Source organism: Rhodobacter sp. JA431 (assembly GCF_900217725.1).
Classification (GTDB): Bacteria; Pseudomonadota; Alphaproteobacteria; order Rhodobacterales; family Rhodobacteraceae; genus Rhodobacter; species Rhodobacter aestuarii.
The window spans coordinates 138160-158694 of sequence record NZ_OBMP01000005.1 but is presented as its reverse complement, the minus strand read 5'-3'; the positions used below and the strand labels follow the sequence as shown (position 1 = coordinate 158694).

The window sequence follows — 20535 nt, the reverse complement described above, 5'->3', positions numbered from 1 at the left end:
ACGTTCAACACCGGCAATGTGACGGTTGGCTCCGATGGCACGCTGACGGTTGGGGATGCGGATGCGCTGACGCTTGAGAACATGAATGTTGGCGGTGGCAGCGGAACCACGGATGTGTCTGCGGGCGGCACTTTGGATGTGCGTGAAGGTGCGACGCTCGCGAGCGCGGTGACAAGCGCATCGGCGGTGACAAACGCCGGGACGATCAATGGAACGCTTGGGCTGAGTGGCGCCGGGAGCCTTTTGCAAAGCACAAGCGGCGTTGTGACGGGGACTGCGACGCTCGCATCTGGCACGCAAATTACCAGTGACGGGTCTTTGGCTGACGTGCTGAACAGAGGCAGCTGCGTAAACCAATCAACCGGACAAGCGGGCACTGTGACGAACCAAGGCTTGGGCTCGGTGTCGAACGCGGGCACGCTGGGCGCGCTGATCCACAACAGTTCGAATAGTTTCGCGAACACCGGGGACATCACCGGCGCGGTGAGCGTGTCGAATGGGACGGTGACGAACACCGGGACGATGGATGCGGGGGCGAGCGTTACGGGCGGGACTTTGACGAACTCTGGCCAAGTTGCAGGCGATGTGTCTGTGACGGGCGGTGACTTCAATCTCTCGGGCGGGACGGTCGTTGATGGAAGCGGTGCTGGCGCCGGTCCGGGTGATGTGACGATCGGCGATGATACCGGTGCGGCGGGTTTCCTTGCGACGGGGACGAGCAGCATCGCCGGGGCTTTCTCGGTGGGGGCGCAGGGTACGGCAATAGTGGGTAATACCGATGCCACGCCTGATCAGCTGACGGTTTCTGGAACGACGGATGTGACTGGGGCTGGCGGCAATGCTGCGGCGCTGTCGGTTGTTGGCGGCGCGACATTCAACACCGGCAATGTGACGGTTGGCTCCGATGGCACGCTGACGGTTGGGGATGCGGATGCGCTGACGCTTGAGAACATGAATGTTGGCGGTGGCAGCGGAACCACGGATGTGTCTGCGGGCGGCACTTTGGATGTGCGTGAAGGCGCGACGCTTGCGAGCGCGGTGACAAGCGCATCGGCGGTGACAAACGCCGGGACGATCAATGGAACGCTTGGGCTGAGTGGCGCCGGGAGCCTTTTGCAAAGCACAAGCGGCGTTGTGACGGGGACTGCGACGCTCGCATCTGGCACGCAAATTACCAGTGACGGGTCTTTGGCTGACGTGCTGAACAGCGGCACCTTCGTAAACCAATCAAACGGTCAAGCGGGCACGGTGACGAACCAAGGCTTGGGCACGGGGTCGAACGCGGGCACGCTGGGCGCGCTGATCCACAACAGTTCGAATAGTTTCGCGAACACCGGGGACATCACCGGCGCGGTGAGCGTGTCGAATGGGACGGTGACGAACACCGGGACGATGGATGCGGGGGCGAGCGTTACGGGCGGGACTTTGACGAACTCTGGCCAAGTTGCAGGCGATGTGTCTGTGACGGGCGGTGACTTCAATCTCTCGGGCGGGACGGTCGTTGATGGAAGCGGTGCTGGCGCCGGTCCGGGTGATGTGACGATCGGCGATGATACCGGTGCGGCGGGTTTCCTTGCGACGGGGACGAGCAGCATCGCCGGGGCTTTCTCGGTGGGGGCGCAGGGTACGGCAATAGTGGGTAATACCGATGCCACGCCTGATCAGCTGACGGTTTCTGGAACGACGGATGTGACTGGGGCTGGCGGCAATGCTGCGGCGCTGTCGGTTGTTGGCGGCGCGACATTCAACACCGGCAATGTGACGGTTGGGTCGGATGGCACGCTGACGGTTGGGGATGCGGATGCGCTGACGCTTGAGAACATGAATGTTGGCGGTGGCAGCGGAACCATGGATGTGTCTGCGGGCGGCACTTTGGATGTGCGCGAAGGCGCGACGCTTGCGAGCGCGGTGACAAGCGCGGGGACAGTGACAAATGCGGGCGCCATCACCGGCTCGGTGGGCGTTTCTGCGGGCACGGTGACGAACGCGGCGACGGGCGCGATGAATGGCGGGGCGCTCGTTTCGGGCGGGGCGCTTGATAACGCGGGGCAGATCGCGGGCGATGTGTCTGTAACGGGCGGGTCTTTCACGCTGAGCGACGGGTCGTCGGTGACTGTGGGAGCGGCCTCTGGTGATGTGACGATTGATGGTGTCGGCACCCAGTTCGATACGACCGGGACGAGCAGCATCGCGGGCGATTTTGCATTGCTCAACGGTGGTCAAGCGACGATTGGCGATGGGGTCATTGCGACGGTTTTAACGGTGAGTGGCGCTGGCGGTACGACGGTCGATGGAACCTCTTCGCTCACCGTGACCTCGAATGCGACCCTTTTGAGCGCGATCAGCAATACCGGGACGATCAATTTTGAAAATAGCGCGCTTGTGACCGGGAGCATTACGGGCGCGGGGCTGCTGAATGTCTCGGGCGATGCGACGGTTGACGGGTCGATCTCTTCGGCGAACACGATTTCTTTGGCCAATGGGACGACGGGGCAGACCTTCTCGGTCACCGGAGACTTGGTGGGGGTGAGCAATACGGTGCTCGCCTTTGACGTGGATTTGGCGGATGGCGCGGCTGATATCGACCTGATCGACGTCACCGGTGAGGTCTCTGGCTCGTTCCTTCTAAGCTTTGCGGATGCGACCTCTGCAAATGCGGATCTGCCGGCCTCTGATTTGACGTTCTTGCTTTGGGGCAGCGAAAACGCAGCGAGCTTCACCTATGATTTCACCGATCTTACCCAAAACAACCCAAGCTATGACTATACGGTGGTGCCGGAGAGCGGTGGCAGCGGTCTTGCCCTGCATGTCGCGATCGACCAAGACGTGGGCGCGTTGGCGGGCAGCGTGGCGCTGTCGCAAAGCTTGATCGGGGCGCTTGTGAACCGTCCGACCAGCCCCTTCACCGTGGGCCGTGCGATCCCCGAAGAGAAAAACTGTGCACCCGGTGGTTGGGGCCGGGTGACGGGCGGTAACGTCGATGCGTCGGGCGATACGACGGATTCGGGCGGGATGCAAAACGGCTCGAATGTCACCGCGACCTATACCGGCGTCCAGCTTGGCGGCGATTTGTCCTGCTTCAACGGCTCCATCGGCGGCTGGGATATGGCGTTCGGGGGCTTCCTCGGGTTCAACCGTGGTTCCGGCACAATCTCCACCATTTCGGTGGCGAATTCGACCGCGACCAGTTCGCCGACAGCGAATGATTTCCAGCAAAGCTATGGTGGCGTGTATATGACCGCCTCTAAGGGGAACCTTGTTGCCGATCTTCAGGTCCGGACGGAAAAAACCGATTTCACGCTCAACAACGCGTCTATTGCAGGCACGGCCTTGAGCGATGCGACCTTTGCGTCGCGCGCGACCACGGTGTCTGGGTCTGTCTCGGCAAGCTTCCCGCTGAAGGAAACCGGCTGGAACCTCGTGCCGACCGCAGGTTTCATGCTGTCGCGGAGCAAAACGGACACCATCACCTTTGACCTTCGCTCCGGAGAAACGCAGCCTGCCACCCTGCAAATTGATGATCACACTACCAAGCTTGGCTTCTTGGGGCTGTCGGCATCGAAATTGCGGATCGCGGAAACGGGGGATTCCGCCAAGAGCTACTTCATCACGGGCACCTATTACCGTGATTTCTCGGAAGATCTGGCCAGCCATTACGCGGACCCGGAAAACGCGATCCAAGGCAGTTTGGCGTCAGAGACGCTTGGCTCCTTTGGCGAGATCAGCATCGGCATGAGCTATTTGAAAGTGTTGCAAACCAATGGTCATGGTCTGCCCGCCAAGCAGTTCAACGCCTCTGTCCGCCTTGATGGCCGCTTCAGTGGCTCGATGAACAGCACCGCCCTGACCGCACAGGCGCGCTGGCAGTTCTGATCGCGCCGGATTGGGCTCTTGCTGCGACGGTGGGGCCCGGTTCGTGAAGCTTGACCGATCCTCGGTCGGGCTTCACTATGGCGTCACTTCAACGGGCGGGGTCGTGCGCGCTGCGCGGCGGGAGATATAAAGCAATGTCTTTGTTCAGCAAGGTTGCCTGGAAGGAAGGGCTGTTCCTGCAACCGCAGCATTTGCAGCAGTCAGACCGGTATATCGAACATCTGATGGATACGCGGCTGCGGCGCCTGCGTCCCTATATCTGGGGGTTCACCGATCTGGTGATTGACCGTGACATGGCGCAGCAGGGCAAGATCGCGCTGCGCCGCGTGAGTGGGATCATGCCCGATGGTCTGGTGTTTGATGCGCCTGATGCCGGGCAATTGCCGCAATCAGTGGTGTGCCCGGAGGATGCGGCGGGGCAATTCATTTGGCTGACCGTTCCAGAGGCTTCGCCCAATGGGCGCGATATTGGCCCCGATGAGGCCGATGCCTCGACCCGCTATCGGCTGTCTTCGGAGAGTGTGGCGGATAATGCCGCTGGCGCGCGCATCGAGCAGTTGGTGGAAATTGCGGTGCCGCGGTTGGAATTGGCCATTCGGCGCACGCCGCGCCCGGGGTATCAGTGTCTGCGCATCGCCCGTATTCACGAAATGCGCGACGGGGTGATTGCGCTGGATGATACGGTGCCGCCGCCCGCGCTGATTTTGGGCACCCATCCGGTTTTGGGCGGTTACCTGAGCCGGGTTCTTGGCTGGGTGGAGGCCAAACTCGAAACCCTTGCGCGCTATGCCGCAGACCCGTCTTCGGGCGGGGGGATGCAGGCGTCAGATTATCTGATGTTGATGACGCTCAACCGCGAAGTCACGGTGCTGCGGCATATGAGTGCATTGGATTGTGTTCACCCCGAGGAACTTTATCGCCGCCTTATTGGGTTGGCGGGGGAATTGGCGACCTTTGACAACGGGGCGCGGCTGGCGCCGCAATATCCGCCTTATGATCACGCCGAGCCGAAGGAGAGCTTTACCCCGGTGGTGATGGATATTCAGCGCGCATTGTCGCGCGATGTGGGGCGTGCGGTGCGCTTGCCGCTGCGGATGGTGCGGCAAAATTCCTATTTGGCCGAAGTGGCCGACCGCAATCTGTTCCGCGAGGCGACCTTTGTCATTGAGGTGGAAAGCGCCAAGCCGCTGGCGCAGGTGATGATGCAGTTCCCGCAACTGTGCAAAGTTGGCCCCAACACCCGGATGAGCGAGATCGTCAAGAACAACCTGCCGGGGATTGGGCTTGTGCACTTGCCGAACCCGCCGCGGCAGATCCGTGTCGTGGCCTCAAACGTCTATTTCTTGCTCGACCGGAACACGCCGCTTTGGTCCGAATTTTCGAATGCGCCCGCGATCGGGATGCATTTTGCGGGCGATTGGCCGGAGTTGAAATTGGAATTCTGGGCGATCCCTGAAAAGATCTGAGACGGGGGGATCTGACGGGGCATCGCTCGGGGAGGAATGAGTGCCGCAAGCTGCGAACCGGGGCAGAGGCGGCGCGTGAATGGGGAGGGCCGGGCCATGGCGCATGGCGATGATCGCGATAAGACGGTGATCGGGGGCGCGCTTCCGCCGCGACCCGATCCGAACCAGCCGCCCCGGCCCGTTGTGGCCCCGAACCCGGATGACCCCTATGCGCTGCGCCAGCCCCCCGCACAGGCGCCGCAAATGCCGGGCACCGAGCGCACGGTGATCGGCGGTGCCTTCAATCCGCCCGATCTGGCCATGCCCGGAGGCGGACAGGCACCACATCCCGGCGCCCCTCCCAATGCTTACCCCGGGCAAGCGTCCGGATTTCCGCCCAATGATATGGGGGCCGGGCAAAGCCCGGGGGAAAACACATGGCTGGGTGGGGGGCTGCCAGCCGCGCAACCCGGCCCCGGCATGATGCCGCAAACGCCGCCGCCAAGCCCCTATCCCCCGCAAAACCCTTATCCGCAACCAAGCGCCTATCCATCACAACCGCAGCCCTCTGCATGGCCTTCGGCGCCCCCGCCGCAACAGGGCTATGGTGCGCCACAGCAGGCGGGCTTTGGCACGGGACTTGGGCAGGGTATGGGCAGCCCCTTTGGGGCCGGCGCCGCGCAGGGCTTTTTCCCGGATGTTTCCACGCCGCCGGTGCAAACGCAAAAACGGGTTACAGCCCGGATTTCCTTGCAGCAGGCATTGCAGGCGGCGCGCCTTGGGCGCGGAAGTTCCACCAACCCGCTGATCGCGGCAGCGACCAACCTGCTGATTTTGTTTGGACGTTTGCGCACGGGGCTTGTCGATATGCAGGCGATGCCGCTGATGGAGCATGTCGCACGCGAAATCGACACGTTTGAGCGTAATGTCCTTTCGGCTGGCGTTGGCCCGCAAGAGGCGATGGTCGCCAAATATCTGCTGTGCGGCACCGCCGATGATATCGTGCAAAACCTGCCGGGCGCGGATCGCGGCGTCTGGGTGCAATATTCGATGGCCGCGCGCTTTTTCCAAACCCGCGAAACTGGGGTGGGCTTCTTCCAAGAAGCGGAGAAGGCGATGCAGTCTCCGCTGCAATATGCCAACCTTTTGGAACTGATGCTGACCTGCCTGTCGCTTGGCTTTGAGGGGCAATACCGCACCGCCCCCAATGGCGGCATGCAGCTCGCGCAAATTCGGCGCGCGATTTATGAAACGCTGCGCCGGGTGAAACCGCGCCCGAACGAAGATTTGTCGGTGCGCTGGTTGCCGGTGCTTTTGGGCGGACGGCGGCGGTTTGGGGGGGTGCCCGTTTGGGCCGTGGCGGGGATCGCTGCGGCGCTGGTGGTGGGCTTCTTTGCCACGCTTTCGACGCTGATCAACCGTGACGGGGCGATGGCGGCAGAGGCGCTCTACACCCTGCATCCGACCGAGGGCAAAATCGCGCTGGATGTGAAAACGCCCGACAAGCCGCTGGTGCCCTATGTTGCGCCCACCGCACAAAGCCAGTTGGAGCGGATGCGCGGGGCTTTTGCGCCGGAGATCGATCAGGGGCTGGTCGATGTGGTGCTCAAAGGCGATGCCATCGCGATCCGGGTCGGCAACCTCTTGCTGTTTGAGAGCGGCAAAGCGGATGTGAAAGCGGAATTCGCGCCGCTTGCCGCGCGTATTGCCGAAGAGATCGAGAAGGAAGAGGGACCGATCAAGGTCTGGGGCTATACCGACAGCATTCCGATGTCGGGCCGGGGGCGGTTCAAGACCAATCTGGAACTGTCCCAAGCGCGCGCGCAAGCGGTGCGCGATGTTTTGGCCAAGGGGCTCTCTGATCCGGGCCGGATCAGTGCCGAGGGCAAAGGCGAGGCCGATCCGATTGGGGATAATGCCACCGCCGAAGGGCGCGCGCAAAACCGCCGCGTGGAAGTGATGATCGCCAGGGAGGGCACGTTTTGAAACTCTTTGGTGTCAAACTTCCCAAAGCCAAGGGCAATCCGTGGATCTCGATCCCGCTAACGATCTTGGGCCTTGCGGGCCTTTGCGCGGCGATTTGGTTCGGCTTGCCGATGACGGGGCGCGAAGACCTGTCTACCGTCACCTTCCGTGCTGCGTTGATTGGCGGTGTGCTGGGCCTCGTGGTGCTGATCTGGCTGATCCGGTTTATCTTGCGCCGCCGCGCCGCGCGCAGGCTTGAAGCTGCGGTCGTGCCCTCTGGACCTGTGGGCGATGGCGAGGTTTTGTCAGAGCGCATGGCCGAGGCGTTGGAAACGCTCAAGAAATCGGGCGGGCGCAACTATCTTTATGACCTGCCGTGGTATGTGATCATTGGCCCGCCGGGGGCGGGCAAAACCACGGCTTTGATGAATTCAGGCATCGAATTCCCGTTGGCTGGGCAAGAGGGCGGCGCGGTCGCGGGCTTTGGCGGCACGCGTTATTGCGATTGGTGGTTTGCCGAAGATGCGATCTTGATCGACACGGCAGGCCGCTACACCACGCAAGACAGCGATGCCTCGGCCGATAGTGCCAGCTGGAATGCGTTCCTTGAATTGCTCAAGAAAACGCGCCCTGAGCAGCCGATCAATGGCGTGCTTTTGGCGTTTTCGGTTGAGGATATGCTCAACGCCGATGAAGAGGCCCGCGCCCGCCATGCCGAAATTGTGCGCGCCCGTTTGGCCGAAATTCATGAGGCGTTGAAGGTCGATTTCCCGGTCTATGTGCTTTTCACGAAATGCGACCTGATCGCCGGGTTCCGCGAGTTTTTCTCGAGCTTCAGCTTGGCGCGGCGCAATTCGGTTTGGGGCTGCACCTTCCAAAGCCGCGAGCGCAAGGCGCTGACCCATGAGGCGGTGCCCGAGGAATATGACCGCCTTGTCGCGCGCCTTTCGGATGAGGTGATTGACCGTCTGACCGAAGAAGGGGACGCCACCGCGCGCATCGCGATCTTTGGTCTGCCGGGGCAAATGGCGATGCTGCGCGAGCCAGTGGCCGATTTCCTGCGCCGGGTGTTTGAGCCGACCCGCTATGCCACCAATGCGATTTTACGCGGCTTCTATTTTACCTCAGGCACGCAAGAAGGCACGCCGATTGACCAAGTATTGGGGGCGGTGGCACGCGCCGAGGGGGCTGTGGGCGGCATTGCGCCGGGCTTCATGTCGGGCAAGGGGAAAAGCTTCTTCCTGCATGATCTGCTGACCCGCGTGATCTTTGAAGAACGTGATTGGGTCAGCCATGACCGGGGCGCGGTGCGGCGCGATCGGATCCTCCGGGCCTCTGCCATCACCGCTATTCTTTTGGCGACGGTCGGGCTGATCGCGGGCTTTGGCATCAGCTATTGGCGCAACGCCGCGCTGATTGCCGTGGCGCAGGCGGAAACCGACGCTTATCGGCGCGGCGCGGGCGATGAATTGCGCCGCGATCTGATCGAAGATCCCGCTTTGGATGGCATCGTGCCAATTTTGGATGACATTCGCTCCATGCCCACCGGCTATGGGGTGGAAAGTAAAGGCGGGCTGCTGGATGGGCTTGGTCTGGGGCAATTGGGTCGGCTGTCGGTTGCGGCGGACAGCGCTTATTCGGACGCGTTGGAGCGGATGCTGCGCCCGCGGCTGTTGCTCTCTGTCGAACAGCAATTGCATGAACTGACCGACAATGCCGACGCGACCGGGGTGTACCGCGCGCTCAAGGTCTATTTGCTTTTGGGCGGGCAGGGCGAGCGCAATGATGATGCGACGATTGAAAGCTGGTTTGCGCAGGAATGGACGCAGGCTTACCCCGGTCCATCGCAAACCGATTTGCGCGACCGACTGCGCGGCCATCTTGCGGCGATGCTGAAGCTTGATTCCGGGCGCAATCTGCTGGTCGACTTGGACAGTGAATTGGTCAGCAAAGCCCGCCAAGCGATTGTGCAATTGCCAGTGGCCGATCAGGCCTATGCGGTGATTATGGATGGGGCAGCGGCCTCGGGGCTGCGCGATTGGTCTTTGGCAGATCGTACCGGCCCTGCGGCGAAGACCGTTTTCACCACCCGTGACGGCGCCGATCTGGATAGTATGACCGTGCCTGCCGCCTTCACCTATGAAGGGTTTTGGGGCTGGTTCTACCCGCAATTGGCGGAAGTGGCCGATAGTCTGCGCAAAGATCAATGGGTGCTTGGGGCCGAGGGGCAGCGCCCCGATTTTGAAGCGCAATTGGGCCGCTTGGATCGCACATTGATGGACCGCTATCGGTCCGATTTTAAAGCCGCCTGGGATAAGGTTTTGGGCAATCTCGCGCTCAATTCCTTGGTTGCGGATGAACCCGCTTATCGCACGCTTGGCGCGGCGGCCTCGGCCTCGGCTTCGCCGCTGTTGCTTTTGGTGCGGGAGGTGGATGCCGAGACCCGGCTCACGCGCGAGTTTGAGGGTTTAGATGGGCTGACGCCCGCGATGATGGCGCCGGGCGCTGTGGTCGATAGCGTGCAGGCCGATATGATCGAGCGGATGCGCGCGCGGTCGAGCGGGGTGCAGCGGATCTTGTTTGATGCGGTGATGGGCAAAGGCAAAGGGCAGGCGCGGTTGACGGGCGGCGGTGGCGAAGACCCGATCCGTGCCCCGATTGAGCGTATCGAAGAAGATTTCTCGATGTGGCATGAGCTGCTTTTGGGGGAAAGCGGGCAACGGCCGATTGATGCGATCTTGGGCAACCTGGGGGCAATCTGGAACAACCTGCGGCTTGCGCAGGCAGATCCGCAGCAAACTGCCGCTGTGCAGGCAGAGCTTCTCAATGCGCTGACACAAAACAATTCTCAATTGCCCACGCCGATGGCCGATCTGGTGAATGAGGCGGAGAGTGATTTCCGCAAAGGCGCGTCGGATGCGAACCTAGAAGCGATGAACCGCGCGCTGGCCGACCGGATCACTTATTTCTGTCGCGATACGATCAAAGCCTCTTTCCCGTTCTCCAACTCGAACCGGTTTCTTTCGATCGAGAATTTCTCGAAGTTCTTCGGCCCCGGCGGCGATATGGACAAGTATTTCACCGAATATCTGGCCCCGCATGTGGAGCGCACCTCCGATGGGCTGCGCTGGCGCGAAGATAGCCCGCTGGCGGATCGGCTTTCGCTGGCGACCTTACGCCAGTTTGAACGCGCTGAGCGTATTCGGCAGGCCTATTTCTCGGGTGGCGGCACTGCGCCTTCCGTCGAGATTGCGGTGACCCATGTCTCAAGCCACGCAACGGTGAAAAGTGCGATCTTGATGATCAACGACACCCGGATTGAAACGATCCCGCATGAGGTGCCGAAAACCGCCGTTTGGCCCGGCAATGGCAAGGTTACGGCGGTGCAGTTGAGCCCGAAGATTGATGGGCAAAACTCGCTTGGCTTCACCGGGTCTTCATGGACGATCATCCAGTTCATGAATGCGGCCGTGGCGCGCGAAAAACGGGGCGATACGACCCGTGCCACCTTCGTGGTGGGTGGGCGCGATATCACCTATGACTTCACGATCAACGCGCTGACGAACCCTTTCACCATGCCCGAACTCAAGCAGTTCGAGTGCCCGGCCTCGTTGGATTGAGCATGGCAGGGGGGACGCGCGAGACCGGCTTACCTGCAGGGATCGGCTTTTCCGGGAAACATCCCGGTTTTGGCGATTTCATCGGCCTTGGGGTGGCCCCCGCGCTGCGCCATGCGCTTGATCATTGGCTAGAACGCGCGCTGCCCGAGGCGGCGAAAACGCTGGGCGCGGCGTGGGCACCGGTCTGGGATGCCAGCCCGGGCTTTGGCTTTTGGATTGGGGGGCAGGTGCTGGCCGAAAGCGGCGGGGCGGCGCTGCGCGGTTGGGCGTTGCCCTCGCGTGATAAAGTCGGGCGGCGTTGGCCGTTTTTGGTGCTCCAGCATCCCGCGCCTGCCGATCCGCCTCCGCTTGCGGCGGACGATGGCTTTGCGGCAGCTGCGGTGCAGGCGGCCCATTTGGCACGGGTGGCGCGCCCTGCCGATTTGGCCGGGCTGGCTCCCAGCTTTACGGCGCTCGCGGGGGTTTCCCCCTCAGCGGCAGAGGTGTCTTCGCTTCTTTGGGCGGTCAATCCGGCGCTGCCCGTGGCGCGGCTTTGGGCCGAGTTGGCGGTGCATGATCACCGCCGCGCCGCAAGCCATAGTAGCTACATTTGGGCCGACCCAGCCCCCGGGCGTGCCGCCGCTGTGATGGCGGGCCCCGGCCTGCCCGAAGGGGCCGGGCTGGCGTGGATCTTGGCTGGTACGGCTGCCGAAGACAGCCCCGTTTCCGCGGACCCGGCCCCCGTCACAGCCGCCATGCCCGAGATCATGGATGATGAGCCTGTCACCCTTCCCCCCGCCGACCCGGCGCCACCCCGGAGCTTCGACGATGTCCGAGACTGACCTTTTCCTGTTTGATACCGGTCAACGCACCGACGTTGGACGTGTCCGCGACCATAATGAAGATGCCTACCTTGCCCGCCCTGATGCGGGGCTTTGGGTGGTGGCCGATGGTATGGGCGGTCACGCGGCGGGGGATTTTGCCTCGCTTGCGATCACCGGAGAGCTTGGTCAGATCGGTGTGCCGGGCTCATTGGATGACCTGCAAGCGCGGGTGTTTGAACGTCTTGGCCGCGCAACCATGGCGATCCGCTCGCGTTCGCAGGCCTTGTGTGGGGCCACGGTTGGGGCCACGCTGGTGGCGCTGCTTTTGTATGAAGACGAATTTGCGTGCCTCTGGGCGGGCGATAGCCGGGTTTACTTGATGCGCGGCGGCACCCTCTTTCGTCTGACCGAAGATCATACCGAGGTGCAGGCGCTTTTGAACGCAGGCGCGATCACCGAGGCAGAGGCGCGCACATGGCCGCGCCGCAATGTCATCACCCGCGCGATTGGCGTGACAGACCTGCCAGAATGTGAGCGGAGCTCCGGGCGCGTTGAGGCTGGGGATTTGTTCATCCTTTGCTCGGACGGGCTGACGGGCCATATCGAAGACAATGAGATTGAACAAATGGCCAAGGCCCCGAGATCGGCGCAGGCTTTGTGCGATGAACTTGTCGCGTTGACGCTGGAGCGGGGCGCGCATGACAACGTGACGGCTGTGGCGGTGCGCTGCCACCCGGCGCCGGTTCTGGATTGAGGGCAAGATGAGCGAAGAGCAAAAGAAAGCTGTACGGCCCGAAAACAACCTTGTCGGGAAAGTGCTCAACAACAACTACCGCATTGACCGACTGATTGGTGCGGGCGGTATGGGCGAGGTTTATGAGGGGGAGCACCTCTTCACGGGCAACCGCGTCGCGATCAAGGCGGTGCTACAATCGCTCTCGCATGACGAAAAGGTGCTGAGCCTTTTTAAGCGCGAAGCCCGCATTCTGTTCAAACTGACCGACGAGGCGATTGCGCGGTATCTCGACAGTTTCCATGAGCCGGTGGTGGATCGCTACTGCTTGGTGATGGATTTCATCGACGGGGTGCCGCTGTCTGACCGGATCAAGCTGGGCGAGGTTTTGACCGAGGCCGAGGCGCGCCGGCTGATGCGGCGGGTCGCGGTGGCGCTGGATCGTGCGCATAAGCTAGAGATCGTGCACCGTGATCTTTCGCCCGACAATATCATGCTACGCGGGGGGAATGTGGACCAAGCGGTGCTGATTGATTTTGGCATCGCGCGGTCGGCGACGATGACGGAAGGCACGTTGCATGGCCAATTTGCGGGCAAGTTCAAATATGTCTCACCCGAGCAGTTGGGCCATTTTGGCGGCGAGGTTGGCCCGCGCACCGATATTTATGGCCTTGCGCTGCTGATTGCGGCGGCGTTGCGCGGCAAGCCGCTTGATATGGGCTCGTCGATCGTTGAGGCCGTGAATGCGCGCCGGGCGATCCCGGCGCTTGATGGGGTGCCGCCGGGGCTTGCGCCGCTTTTGGCGCATATGTTGGAGCCTGATCCGGTGAACCGCCCCGCAGATATGGGCGCGGTGGTGCGGCTGCTGGACGAGCCGCGTTTGATCCCCGGTGTCTATGGGCAATGGGGCGGCGCGATGGATGGGGGCGATGATCGCACGGTCATTGCCACGCCCATGCAGATGACGGGCGCGGGCAGCAGCCTGCCGCCGGGCACTTTGCAGACTGCGGGATTGCAAACCGGGGGTATGCAGACGGGTGCAAGCCAAATGCCTGGTACGGCGACGAGCTATCCGCCCCCCGGGTCCATGACGCCTGCATCTATGGCCCCGGCCTCCATGGCGCCCGGGCAAATGGTGACCGGCGCAACGACTGGCGGTGGAACTTTCACCGGCCTGCCCAAGACTGAGCCTGTGCCCGAAGCGCCGCCCGCGCGCAAAAAAGGCGGCGGGCTGGCGATTGTTCTTGGGCTTTTGGTGCTGGCGGGGGCTGGCGGGGCCGGCTGGCTATACATGCAGGGTAAACTGCCGATCCCGGGGCTGCCCAAGCCACCTCAGATCACCGAGGAAACCACGCCCGCACCGGAGCCGCAACCGGTCGAAACCACAGAGGCGACGCCGCCAGAAAGCGTTACGCCGCCTGCCGTCGACCCTGATCCGGCGCCGGAAAGACCGCAACAGGCCAATGCCCCCGCTCTTGGCCCGCCCAATGCCGCCACGCGGGAGGGGTTTTTGGCAGCCTATCGCGTCGAAGAACCTTGCAGTTTTGCCACGCGCATCACCTCCGGTGGCAACAGCGGAAAGATTGCGGTTTTTGCCGATGCGCTTGGCAAACTGCCTGCGATTTCGCAAGCCTATGCGGGGACTTTCGGGGCGGCGCCCACGGTGCTTGAGCAACAGGTGACCACCGCGCAATGCCCGGTTTTGGAATTGATGCGGGGCCTGCAAGGCCGCAAGGCTGACGCGCCTTTGGTCACGCTCGATGCCGATGTGGTGCCCTCGGGCGGGTCGGTGATTGGGCGGATTGCCAATTTGCAAGGTCGCACGCTTTGGCTGTTTCTTGTTTCGGGGACGGGGGCCGTTTTCGACCTGACAGACCGGATCGAGCGGCAACCCGATGGTTCGGCTTTGCTGGCGATTGGCCTCAAATCCGACAGTGACAAGCCCGAACCGCAATTGATTGTGGCGCTGGCCTCGCCGCGCGCGCTTGTGACGGCGGGCACCGCAGCGCCGGGCGTTCCTGCGGCAAGCTTGATCCCGGCCGTGGCGGCAGAGATCACCACGCGCAAGCTGGAGGTTGGTGCACAGGCGGCCTTTTTGACGCTGACGCCCTAAGGCTTAGCGCAGATCGAAGGGGAGCACGGCAATCGCCGCCCCTTCGCCTAACTCCTTTTGCAGCGCGGGGAAGAAATCCTCCGCGTAGCGTCCGGCCAAGTTTGTGACGGTATCAAGCCGTTTCGGAGTGGCGAGCGCGATCAGCATTTGGCTGGTATCGCGCGCATCGCCATCGCGGGTGACGGGCACGTCAAAGCTGATCTTGCCGCCCGAAAACTGCAAGAACCGACGCAGATCTTGCACCACGCCATTGTCATCCACCAACAAAAGCGCGGTTTGTGCCCCGCTGGGCGCGCCCTCAATCGAGCCAATCAGCCGCCCGCCCGAAAGAACCTGTGTGCTGACAAGGCCGAGCGAAAGGCCAAAGGCCGGGTATTCGCCGCGCGCACGCAAGAAATTCACCGCCGGGCATTGGCGATTGTCGACCAAGACCGCGCGGCTGGAGATCGGGTCGGCCTCTGGGTCTTGTGGATCGGGCAAAACCGCATCGGCATAGCCCACCATTGAACGGTCGCGGTCCGACAGCATCACCACGCTTGGTGCTTGCCCCGCGCCAAGTTGCGGAAGAGCGATCAGGCAAGAATCGCCAAATTGTTTGCGGATGCGCGACACGAGCCGTCGCAGAGCCTCGGCATCGGGGCTGGGCGGCGGCGGGGCCACGATCGGCTCGCCCAAGCGCGGGCGCACAGGCGCCGCAGGTTCCGGAACCGATACGGCAGGCGGAACCTCGGCAGGTGTGGGATCTACCGCCTCGGGTGCTGACGGCTCCGGTTCTGGGATCGGGTCACTTTCGGGAAGGATATCCGGTGCCACCGTCGCCAATTCGAGCGGTGGAAGGTCAATCTCTGGCTGTTCAGGTTTCGGCAGCGGGGCTCCGGGGCCGGGCCCCGGCTCAGCGCCGCCCTCTGCACCTGCTGGATCTTCTTCTGGCAAAAGCGGGTTCGCGGTTTCTTCGGGCGGTGGTGCGGTGGGCTCTGGGGCGGGTTCGGGCTCCACAGGCGGCTCCGGTTCTGGCTCCGGTTCCGTCACTTCGGGCTCCGGGGTCGGTTCAGGTTCGGGCAGAGCCTCCGGTTCTGGCTCTGGCGTCACCTGTGGCGGCGGTTCCGGTTCCGGTTCGGGGGCTGGGTTCGGGGTTACCTGCGGTTCCGGTGGGGGCTCAGGCTGGGCGTCTGGTTCCGGCTCCGCTTCGGGAGGCACGGGGTCAGAAGCAGAGGTGCCGTCGCCTTCAAGCTGTGCCAATTGATCTTCGGGCACGATCAGGCTGGCGACGGTGATTTCGGCCGTCAGCGCCGGGGCAGGGGGCGCGAGCCAGCCTTGCCACGGGATCACGTCAAAATACGCGGCCAAGGCGCCACCATGCAGCGCTGTCGCCCCTAAGAAGGCGGAGGCCCACCATCCGCTGCGTTCTCGATACAGAAGCGCGCTCATGGCGCCTCCGTCTGGGTGCGCAGGGTCACAAGGCGCAGCCGCACGCCTTCAAGTTCGGGCCGCGCCAGAACCGCCCCCAAAACCGAGGCATCCGCATGGCGGTTGACCAGCAGATGCAGCACCGGCGGTTGCGGCAATTCACTGATCGCTACGCCCAACAATTCAGGGGCAAGCTCGCGGCCATCCAGTTGCCACGCGCCCGATCCCGTGATCACCAAAAGCGGCGACGGCAGCGCATCAAGCGGCAATTCCGAGGTTTCCGCGAGTTCAATCTCCGGGTCGACCGGGTTCAAAAGCCGCCCCGTGACCAGAAAGAAAAAGATCAACAAGAGCACGATGTTGACAACAGGGAAGGAGAAATCCAGCCGCACCCGTGCATGCGGTTTGGGTAAGGGGCGCATCAGCCAGCCTCCCCGGTGACGATCTGCACATCGGCGACGCCCCCCGCCGAGAGCGCCTCAAGCACCACGACAAGGTCTTGCACGCTGCTGCCCTTGCGCAAAATAAGCAGCACTTTCGGCGCCTCTTGCTGTTTCAATGCGCCGACCATCAACGGCAATGTGTCAAAGCCGAAGCGCTGGCCATTGGCGATCACGAACCCCGGCTCAATGCTCCAAAGCGCGCTGCTATCAGGCCCAGTGTCGGCCACCAATGCCGCGAGCGAGGGCGCGGTGCCACTGCCGCTTGTCAGGGGCGGGCCGGTGCGCAGGTCAATCAGCGAATAGGTGGATAGCGAAGACGACAGCATGAAGAAGATCAGCAATTGCATCATCGCATCGGCCAGCGGCATCAGCGTAAAGCCGTAGCGCCGCTCGGAGGCGGGGAGTTTGCCAGTGCTGCCGAGGGTGTCGAGCATCGCCGTGCCTCCCTCAGCGCCCACCCTTGGCGGATTTCGCCTCGATCCGGCCATGGATCGCCGCAGAGATCAGGGTTTCAATCGTCAGCCGTTCCCGCTCGATCCGGGCCTCCAACCAGTTGGCGATGAAATAGGCCGTCAGCGCAATCGCAAGCCCGGTCGCGGTGGTGGTGAGCGAGGTCCAAATGCCCGAAGCCAATTGCGCGGGATCGGCGGCACCACCCGCATCGGCAAGCGTTGCAAAAGCTTGGATCATACCGACCACGGTCCCCAAAAGCCCGAGCATCGGCCCGGCTTGAATGACCGTTTCCAAGACCCGCATCCGCGAGGACATCGCGGTGAGTTCAATGAGCGCGGATTGGCGGCCCAATTCTTCGGCATAGGCAGAGTCATTCGGGCGCGCGCGCAGTGCCGTTAACGTGCCTTGCAGCACCCGGCCCAGCACGCAGTCGCGTTTGGATGCGGCGCGCATCGCCTCATCAGGGCGGCCTCCAAGCCAAGCATCAAGGATCGCTTCGGCCTTTTTCAATTTGCCAACGCCCAGCCGATTGAACTGGATGATCTTGAATATCGCCACCGTTGTTCCGACGAGTGACAGCATTCCAAGGGCGGAAAAGACAGAAATCGTGGTGATCGCGGATGCGGACGTCATCGGCAAAGGTCTCCGGATAAAGGGCAGGCAGAATCGGAAGGGCAGAGAAATTCCCGCGTAACCCCTCGATTGGATAGCGGGCAGGCGACAAGATGCAATCTTTTTGAACCCGCATCAGCGGGTGGGGTCGGGGTTGTCTATCGGTAGACGCCCGTCCTCCATGGGTTGAAATCGGGTTGATCCGTGCGCATTCGCCGCAACGCAGGAGCAGAGGCCGGTTCTGCCGCGTCAAAATCTGGCAGCGGCGTGATCATATCATCGGGCGAGAGATAGGGCGCAACATAGCCCGTCGTATCGTCTTGCGCGATGGGGCCTCCGCGCCACGGGGCGGGCACGGGGCGTGGCCATTCGGCGCGTTCGGCCGCCGTATAACGCCGGGGCGTGAGCGGCACGGATTGTTCGGCAATGGCGATGGCGGGCAGATGCAGCGGCGCCAAAGCAGTTGATGCGCTCGCCGGAAGGTTTGCGACCAGAACAGGCGCGGCGGGCATTTCGAGCGCGGCAGGTGAAAGCTCTGGCCGCGCCTCCTCAGCGCTGGGCGCTGTGGGGGAGATAAGCCGGATCGGTGCCGGAGCGAGCGCAGGCGCATCGCTCAAAGCGGCGGTTTCGATCCGCAGTTGCGGCCCTTCGGCTTGCGGTTGCTTGGAGAAATGATCTTGGGAAGTCGCAAGAAATGCTGCCCCGGAAACCCCGGAGACTAAAGCCGTCACCATCATGCCAAAGGACTTGAGCATTGGGTTCGCTTTCGTATTTTGTTGGGTATTATTATCTACTCGATCAGGCTGACTTTATCATTAAGAGCGTTTTTTCTCAACTTTGCGGGCGACGCGCGGGAAAGGTGTTGCAGAAGTGTTGAGCTTTGCCAGGCTGGAAAAAAAGGGCCGTGTGATGGCGGCGGCGCTTGCGCTTTGGGCGGTGTTTTGCCCGCCCGCAACAGCCGGATTTCAGGTCTGCAATCAGACGCTTGACCTTGCCAATGTAGCGATCGGCCAACCCGATGGGGTGGGGTTCGAAAGCCGGGGTTGGTGGAAGATTGGCCCCAACCAATGTGCAGAAGTGATCCGAAAGCCAATTGCTGCGCGGTTTTTGTATGTTTTTGCGACCGATATTTTTGGCAAAGAACTGCTCTCTGGTTCGGTGCCGTTATGCATTGCGCCGAAGCGTTTTGTGATTGAGGGCGAATCAGATTGCGCGTTGCGCGGCTATGTTGAAGCGCCTTTCATCGAGGTCGATACCGGCGACAATGCAGATTGGACCCTGTTTTTAAGGGCCACACCATGAGCCGGGCCGGGAAGGAATGGGCTTCGATGTGGCCGCGAAAGCGTTTTTCGCCTAAACTAAGCACAGTCGTTTTGCGTGCCGGAGGGGTGTCTATGCACCTGCGCCAGTGTCTTGCCGTGGTTGCATTGGGGCTGGGGATGACCCTGCCCGGCGCAGCCGCATGGGCGCAAGACCGTGTGGGCTATGTGCTCGTGACGACGAAAGCGGGCGGGGGCGAGCTAAAGCAGGCGCGCCAAGACGGGATGGCCGTTTCGCGCGCGATGATCGGGGCCGGTGTCACTGTGATCCGGCGTGAGAATGCGGATCCTGCGAATTTCGCCTTTGGGACGGTCGCCCCGCTGACGATCCTCTATTTCTCTGGCCCGACTTTGGCGCAAGGCGGTGAGACATGGCTTTTGGCGCCCGGCGCGCAAAGCCAAACCGGTGGGCGGCCCGAAGGGTGGCCCCTTAGCGCGACGGTGAAGGCACTCAAAGCGCGTGGGGCGCTGCAGGTCGTGGTGGTGATTGAGGGGTGTCACACTGCAGGCTCAGGGTTCGCGGAACTTCCGGCCCCGCCGCCAGCCTTTGACCCGGAGCCGGAGGTCGACGCGGCCACGGATGCTGCCCCGGAAAATGCACCTCCCGCTCTGCCGCTTTTACCCCGCGTCGATCCTTTGGCGGAAACCGTTTTCTTTTTACCCGCGGACCCCGCGCAAGGCTGCCCGGCAGAGGCTGCGGCGGAACCCCGGCTCACAGATCGGTTCTTGAGCGCCTTGGGCAGTGGCCGTTCCGATTTGGCCGAGGCGTTTGCAGCGGCCCCCGGTGCGGGCTGGGCTGACAATCGCCTTTTGCACCGTCTGCCTGCGCCCGTGGCGCAAGTGGCCTCAACGGGCGTTGCCGCGCCCTATGCGGATCGCGCGGCGCTTTTGCGGAGCCTGCCGCCCGAGCAGGCTGAGGAATTGGCCGCACTTTGGCAAAAGCTTGATGCGATGCCGCGCGCGGCGGGGGGGAGCGGCACGATCTTGACGACGCCGTCGGGCACTGGGCCGGTCTCCCCGCTCACCACGTCGTCACCCGTTTCGCCTCTGTCGCCGGTAAGCCCTGTTTCGCCATTGGTGTCTGCGCCTGCGGTCACACCCGCTGCGGTGCGACCGGGCGGGGGCTTGCGGATTGTGGATGTCTCGGCGCGGGTCTTGCTGGCTGCGCGGCCAACGGCGGAGGGCTTGCCGCGCCCTTCTGTGATTGTGGGGCAGATTGCACCGACCGAAGCCGCATTTCGCCCCGATGAAGATATCCCCCTGACCCCAGAAGAGCCGCAGGCTCTGACCATTTCGGGACTTTCAGCCGAGGACCGTGCTGCGATGCGGGCGGAAGATGCCACCGCTTTTGCCGCTTTGGTGGAGAGCGGTGCCTTTGATCCGCCGCCGGGGCAGTTGGTCGCCGCGATCCAAGCCGAATTGCAGCGCATGGCCTGTTACACGGCGCGGGTGGATGGGCAGTGGGGCAATGGCTCGCGCGGCGCGGTGGATCGGTATTATGCGGAACGCGGCACGCAAGCGCCCACGCGTGAACCTACTTTGGTGCTTTGGCGCCATATTCTGACGGCGGAAGATGTCACTTGCCCGGCGCCGGTGCGGGCTGCGGCACCCGCGGCGCGCACGGCTCCGGCCACGACGACGCGGCGCACCACGCCTGCGGCCACGGCTCCTGCCGCCCCAGCGGCCCGGACCGCGCCTTCGGGCGGGATCGACGCCGGGGCTTTGGGGCGGGGTGTGATGCGCTAGGCA

At 62.8% G+C, this 20535-nt stretch carries 14 protein-coding genes; 9 read left to right on the top strand and 5 right to left on the bottom strand.

Annotated features, from left to right (window positions below):
- The 7 genes from CRO18_RS11890 to CRO18_RS11860 form a co-directional block, all read left to right on the top strand.
- A partial coding sequence (locus CRO18_RS11890) for a hypothetical protein (RefSeq protein WP_097082270.1) occupies positions 1-3873 on the top strand: 3873 nt, incomplete at its 5' end.
- Positions 3874-4007: 134 nt separating this feature from the next.
- Positions 4008-5339, top strand: coding sequence for a type VI secretion system baseplate subunit TssK (gene tssK / locus CRO18_RS11885; RefSeq protein WP_076483746.1), 1332 nt, complete (start codon positions 4008-4010; stop codon positions 5337-5339).
- A 96-nt stretch (positions 5340-5435) separates the two neighbouring features.
- Complete coding sequence (gene tssL / locus CRO18_RS11880; RefSeq protein WP_170952651.1) at positions 5436-7304, top strand: type VI secretion system protein TssL, long form; 1869 nt, start codon at positions 5436-5438, stop codon at positions 7302-7304.
- The gene (gene tssM / locus CRO18_RS11875) at positions 7301-10903 is read left to right on the top strand and encodes a type VI secretion system membrane subunit TssM (RefSeq protein ID WP_083951916.1); all 3603 of its coding nucleotides are present in this window, start codon (positions 7301-7303) and stop codon (positions 10901-10903) included. Before tssL ends, tssM begins: the two co-directional genes overlap by 4 nt.
- Before the next feature lie 2 nt (positions 10904-10905).
- A complete protein-coding gene (gene tagF / locus CRO18_RS11870; protein ID WP_097082268.1) occupies positions 10906-11724 on the top strand; it encodes a type VI secretion system-associated protein TagF in 819 nt (272 codons plus the stop codon).
- Complete coding sequence (locus tag CRO18_RS11865; protein WP_097082267.1) at positions 11711-12460, top strand: PP2C family serine/threonine-protein phosphatase; 750 nt, start codon at positions 11711-11713, stop codon at positions 12458-12460. The genes tagF and CRO18_RS11865 overlap by 14 nt, the downstream gene beginning before the upstream one ends.
- Positions 12461-12467: 7 nt before the next feature.
- On the top strand, positions 12468-14552 hold the full coding sequence (locus tag CRO18_RS11860; RefSeq protein ID WP_097082266.1) for a protein kinase: 2085 nt from the start codon (positions 12468-12470) through the stop codon (positions 14550-14552).
- A gap of 3 nt (positions 14553-14555) precedes the next feature.
- On the opposite strand, the gene CRO18_RS18985 is transcribed toward CRO18_RS11860, so the two are convergent.
- The 5 genes from CRO18_RS18985 to CRO18_RS11835 all read right to left on the bottom strand — a co-directional run bounded on the left by CRO18_RS18985 (position 14556) and on the right by CRO18_RS11835 (position 18222).
- Positions 14556-15980, bottom strand: coding sequence for a hypothetical protein (locus tag CRO18_RS18985; protein ID WP_212710119.1), 1425 nt, complete (start codon positions 15978-15980; stop codon positions 14556-14558).
- On the bottom strand, positions 15977-16381 hold the full coding sequence (locus CRO18_RS11850; RefSeq protein ID WP_076483740.1) for a biopolymer transporter ExbD: 405 nt from the start codon (positions 16379-16381) through the stop codon (positions 15977-15979). The genes CRO18_RS18985 and CRO18_RS11850 overlap by 4 nt, the downstream gene beginning before the upstream one ends.
- Entirely contained in the window at positions 16381-16836 is a 456-nt protein-coding gene (locus tag CRO18_RS11845; protein WP_170952650.1) for a biopolymer transporter ExbD, read from the bottom strand. The genes CRO18_RS11850 and CRO18_RS11845 overlap by 1 nt, the downstream gene beginning before the upstream one ends.
- A 13-nt stretch (positions 16837-16849) precedes the next feature.
- Complete coding sequence (locus CRO18_RS11840; RefSeq protein ID WP_076483739.1) at positions 16850-17488, bottom strand: MotA/TolQ/ExbB proton channel family protein; 639 nt, start codon at positions 17486-17488, stop codon at positions 16850-16852.
- A 137-nt stretch (positions 17489-17625) separates the two neighbouring features.
- Positions 17626-18222, bottom strand: coding sequence for a hypothetical protein (locus tag CRO18_RS11835; protein WP_076483738.1), 597 nt, complete (start codon positions 18220-18222; stop codon positions 17626-17628).
- A 154-nt stretch (positions 18223-18376) separates the two neighbouring features.
- On the opposite strand from CRO18_RS11835, the gene CRO18_RS11830 reads away from it, so the two are divergent.
- Positions 18377-18769: a DUF1036 domain-containing protein gene (locus CRO18_RS11830; protein ID WP_076483996.1), complete on the top strand. Its 393-nt coding sequence runs from the start codon at positions 18377-18379 to the stop codon at positions 18767-18769.
- A gap of 92 nt (positions 18770-18861) precedes the next feature.
- Complete coding sequence (locus tag CRO18_RS11825) at positions 18862-20532, top strand: hypothetical protein (RefSeq protein ID WP_097082264.1); 1671 nt, start codon at positions 18862-18864, stop codon at positions 20530-20532.
- Positions 20533-20535 lie beyond the last annotated feature (3 nt).

What these genes read in the sequence shown, in the direction of transcription:
- tssK (WP_076483746.1), top strand. Translation starts at nt 4,008, where the DNA reads ATGTCTTTGTTCAGCAAGGTTGCCTGGAAGGAAGGGCTGTTCCTGCAA.
- tssL (WP_170952651.1), top strand. Translation starts at nt 5,436, where the DNA reads ATGGCGCATGGCGATGATCGCGATAAGACGGTGATCGGGGGCGCGCTT.
- tagF (WP_097082268.1), top strand. Translation starts at nt 10,906, where the DNA reads ATGGCAGGGGGGACGCGCGAGACCGGCTTACCTGCAGGGATCGGCTTT.
- CRO18_RS11865 (WP_097082267.1), top strand. Translation starts at nt 11,711, where the DNA reads ATGTCCGAGACTGACCTTTTCCTGTTTGATACCGGTCAACGCACCGAC.
- CRO18_RS11860 (WP_097082266.1), top strand. Translation starts at nt 12,468, where the DNA reads ATGAGCGAAGAGCAAAAGAAAGCTGTACGGCCCGAAAACAACCTTGTC.
- CRO18_RS18985 (WP_212710119.1), bottom strand. Translation starts at nt 15,980, where the DNA reads ATGAGCGCGCTTCTGTATCGAGAACGCAGCGGATGGTGGGCCTCCGCC.
- CRO18_RS11850 (WP_076483740.1), bottom strand. Translation starts at nt 16,381, where the DNA reads ATGCGCCCCTTACCCAAACCGCATGCACGGGTGCGGCTGGATTTCTCC.
- CRO18_RS11845 (WP_170952650.1), bottom strand. Translation starts at nt 16,836, where the DNA reads ATGCTCGACACCCTCGGCAGCACTGGCAAACTCCCCGCCTCCGAGCGG.
- CRO18_RS11840 (WP_076483739.1), bottom strand. Translation starts at nt 17,488, where the DNA reads ATGACGTCCGCATCCGCGATCACCACGATTTCTGTCTTTTCCGCCCTT.
- CRO18_RS11835 (WP_076483738.1), bottom strand. Translation starts at nt 18,222, where the DNA reads ATGCTCAAGTCCTTTGGCATGATGGTGACGGCTTTAGTCTCCGGGGTT.
- CRO18_RS11830 (WP_076483996.1), top strand. Translation starts at nt 18,377, where the DNA reads ATGGCGGCGGCGCTTGCGCTTTGGGCGGTGTTTTGCCCGCCCGCAACA.
- CRO18_RS11825 (WP_097082264.1), top strand. Translation starts at nt 18,862, where the DNA reads ATGCACCTGCGCCAGTGTCTTGCCGTGGTTGCATTGGGGCTGGGGATG.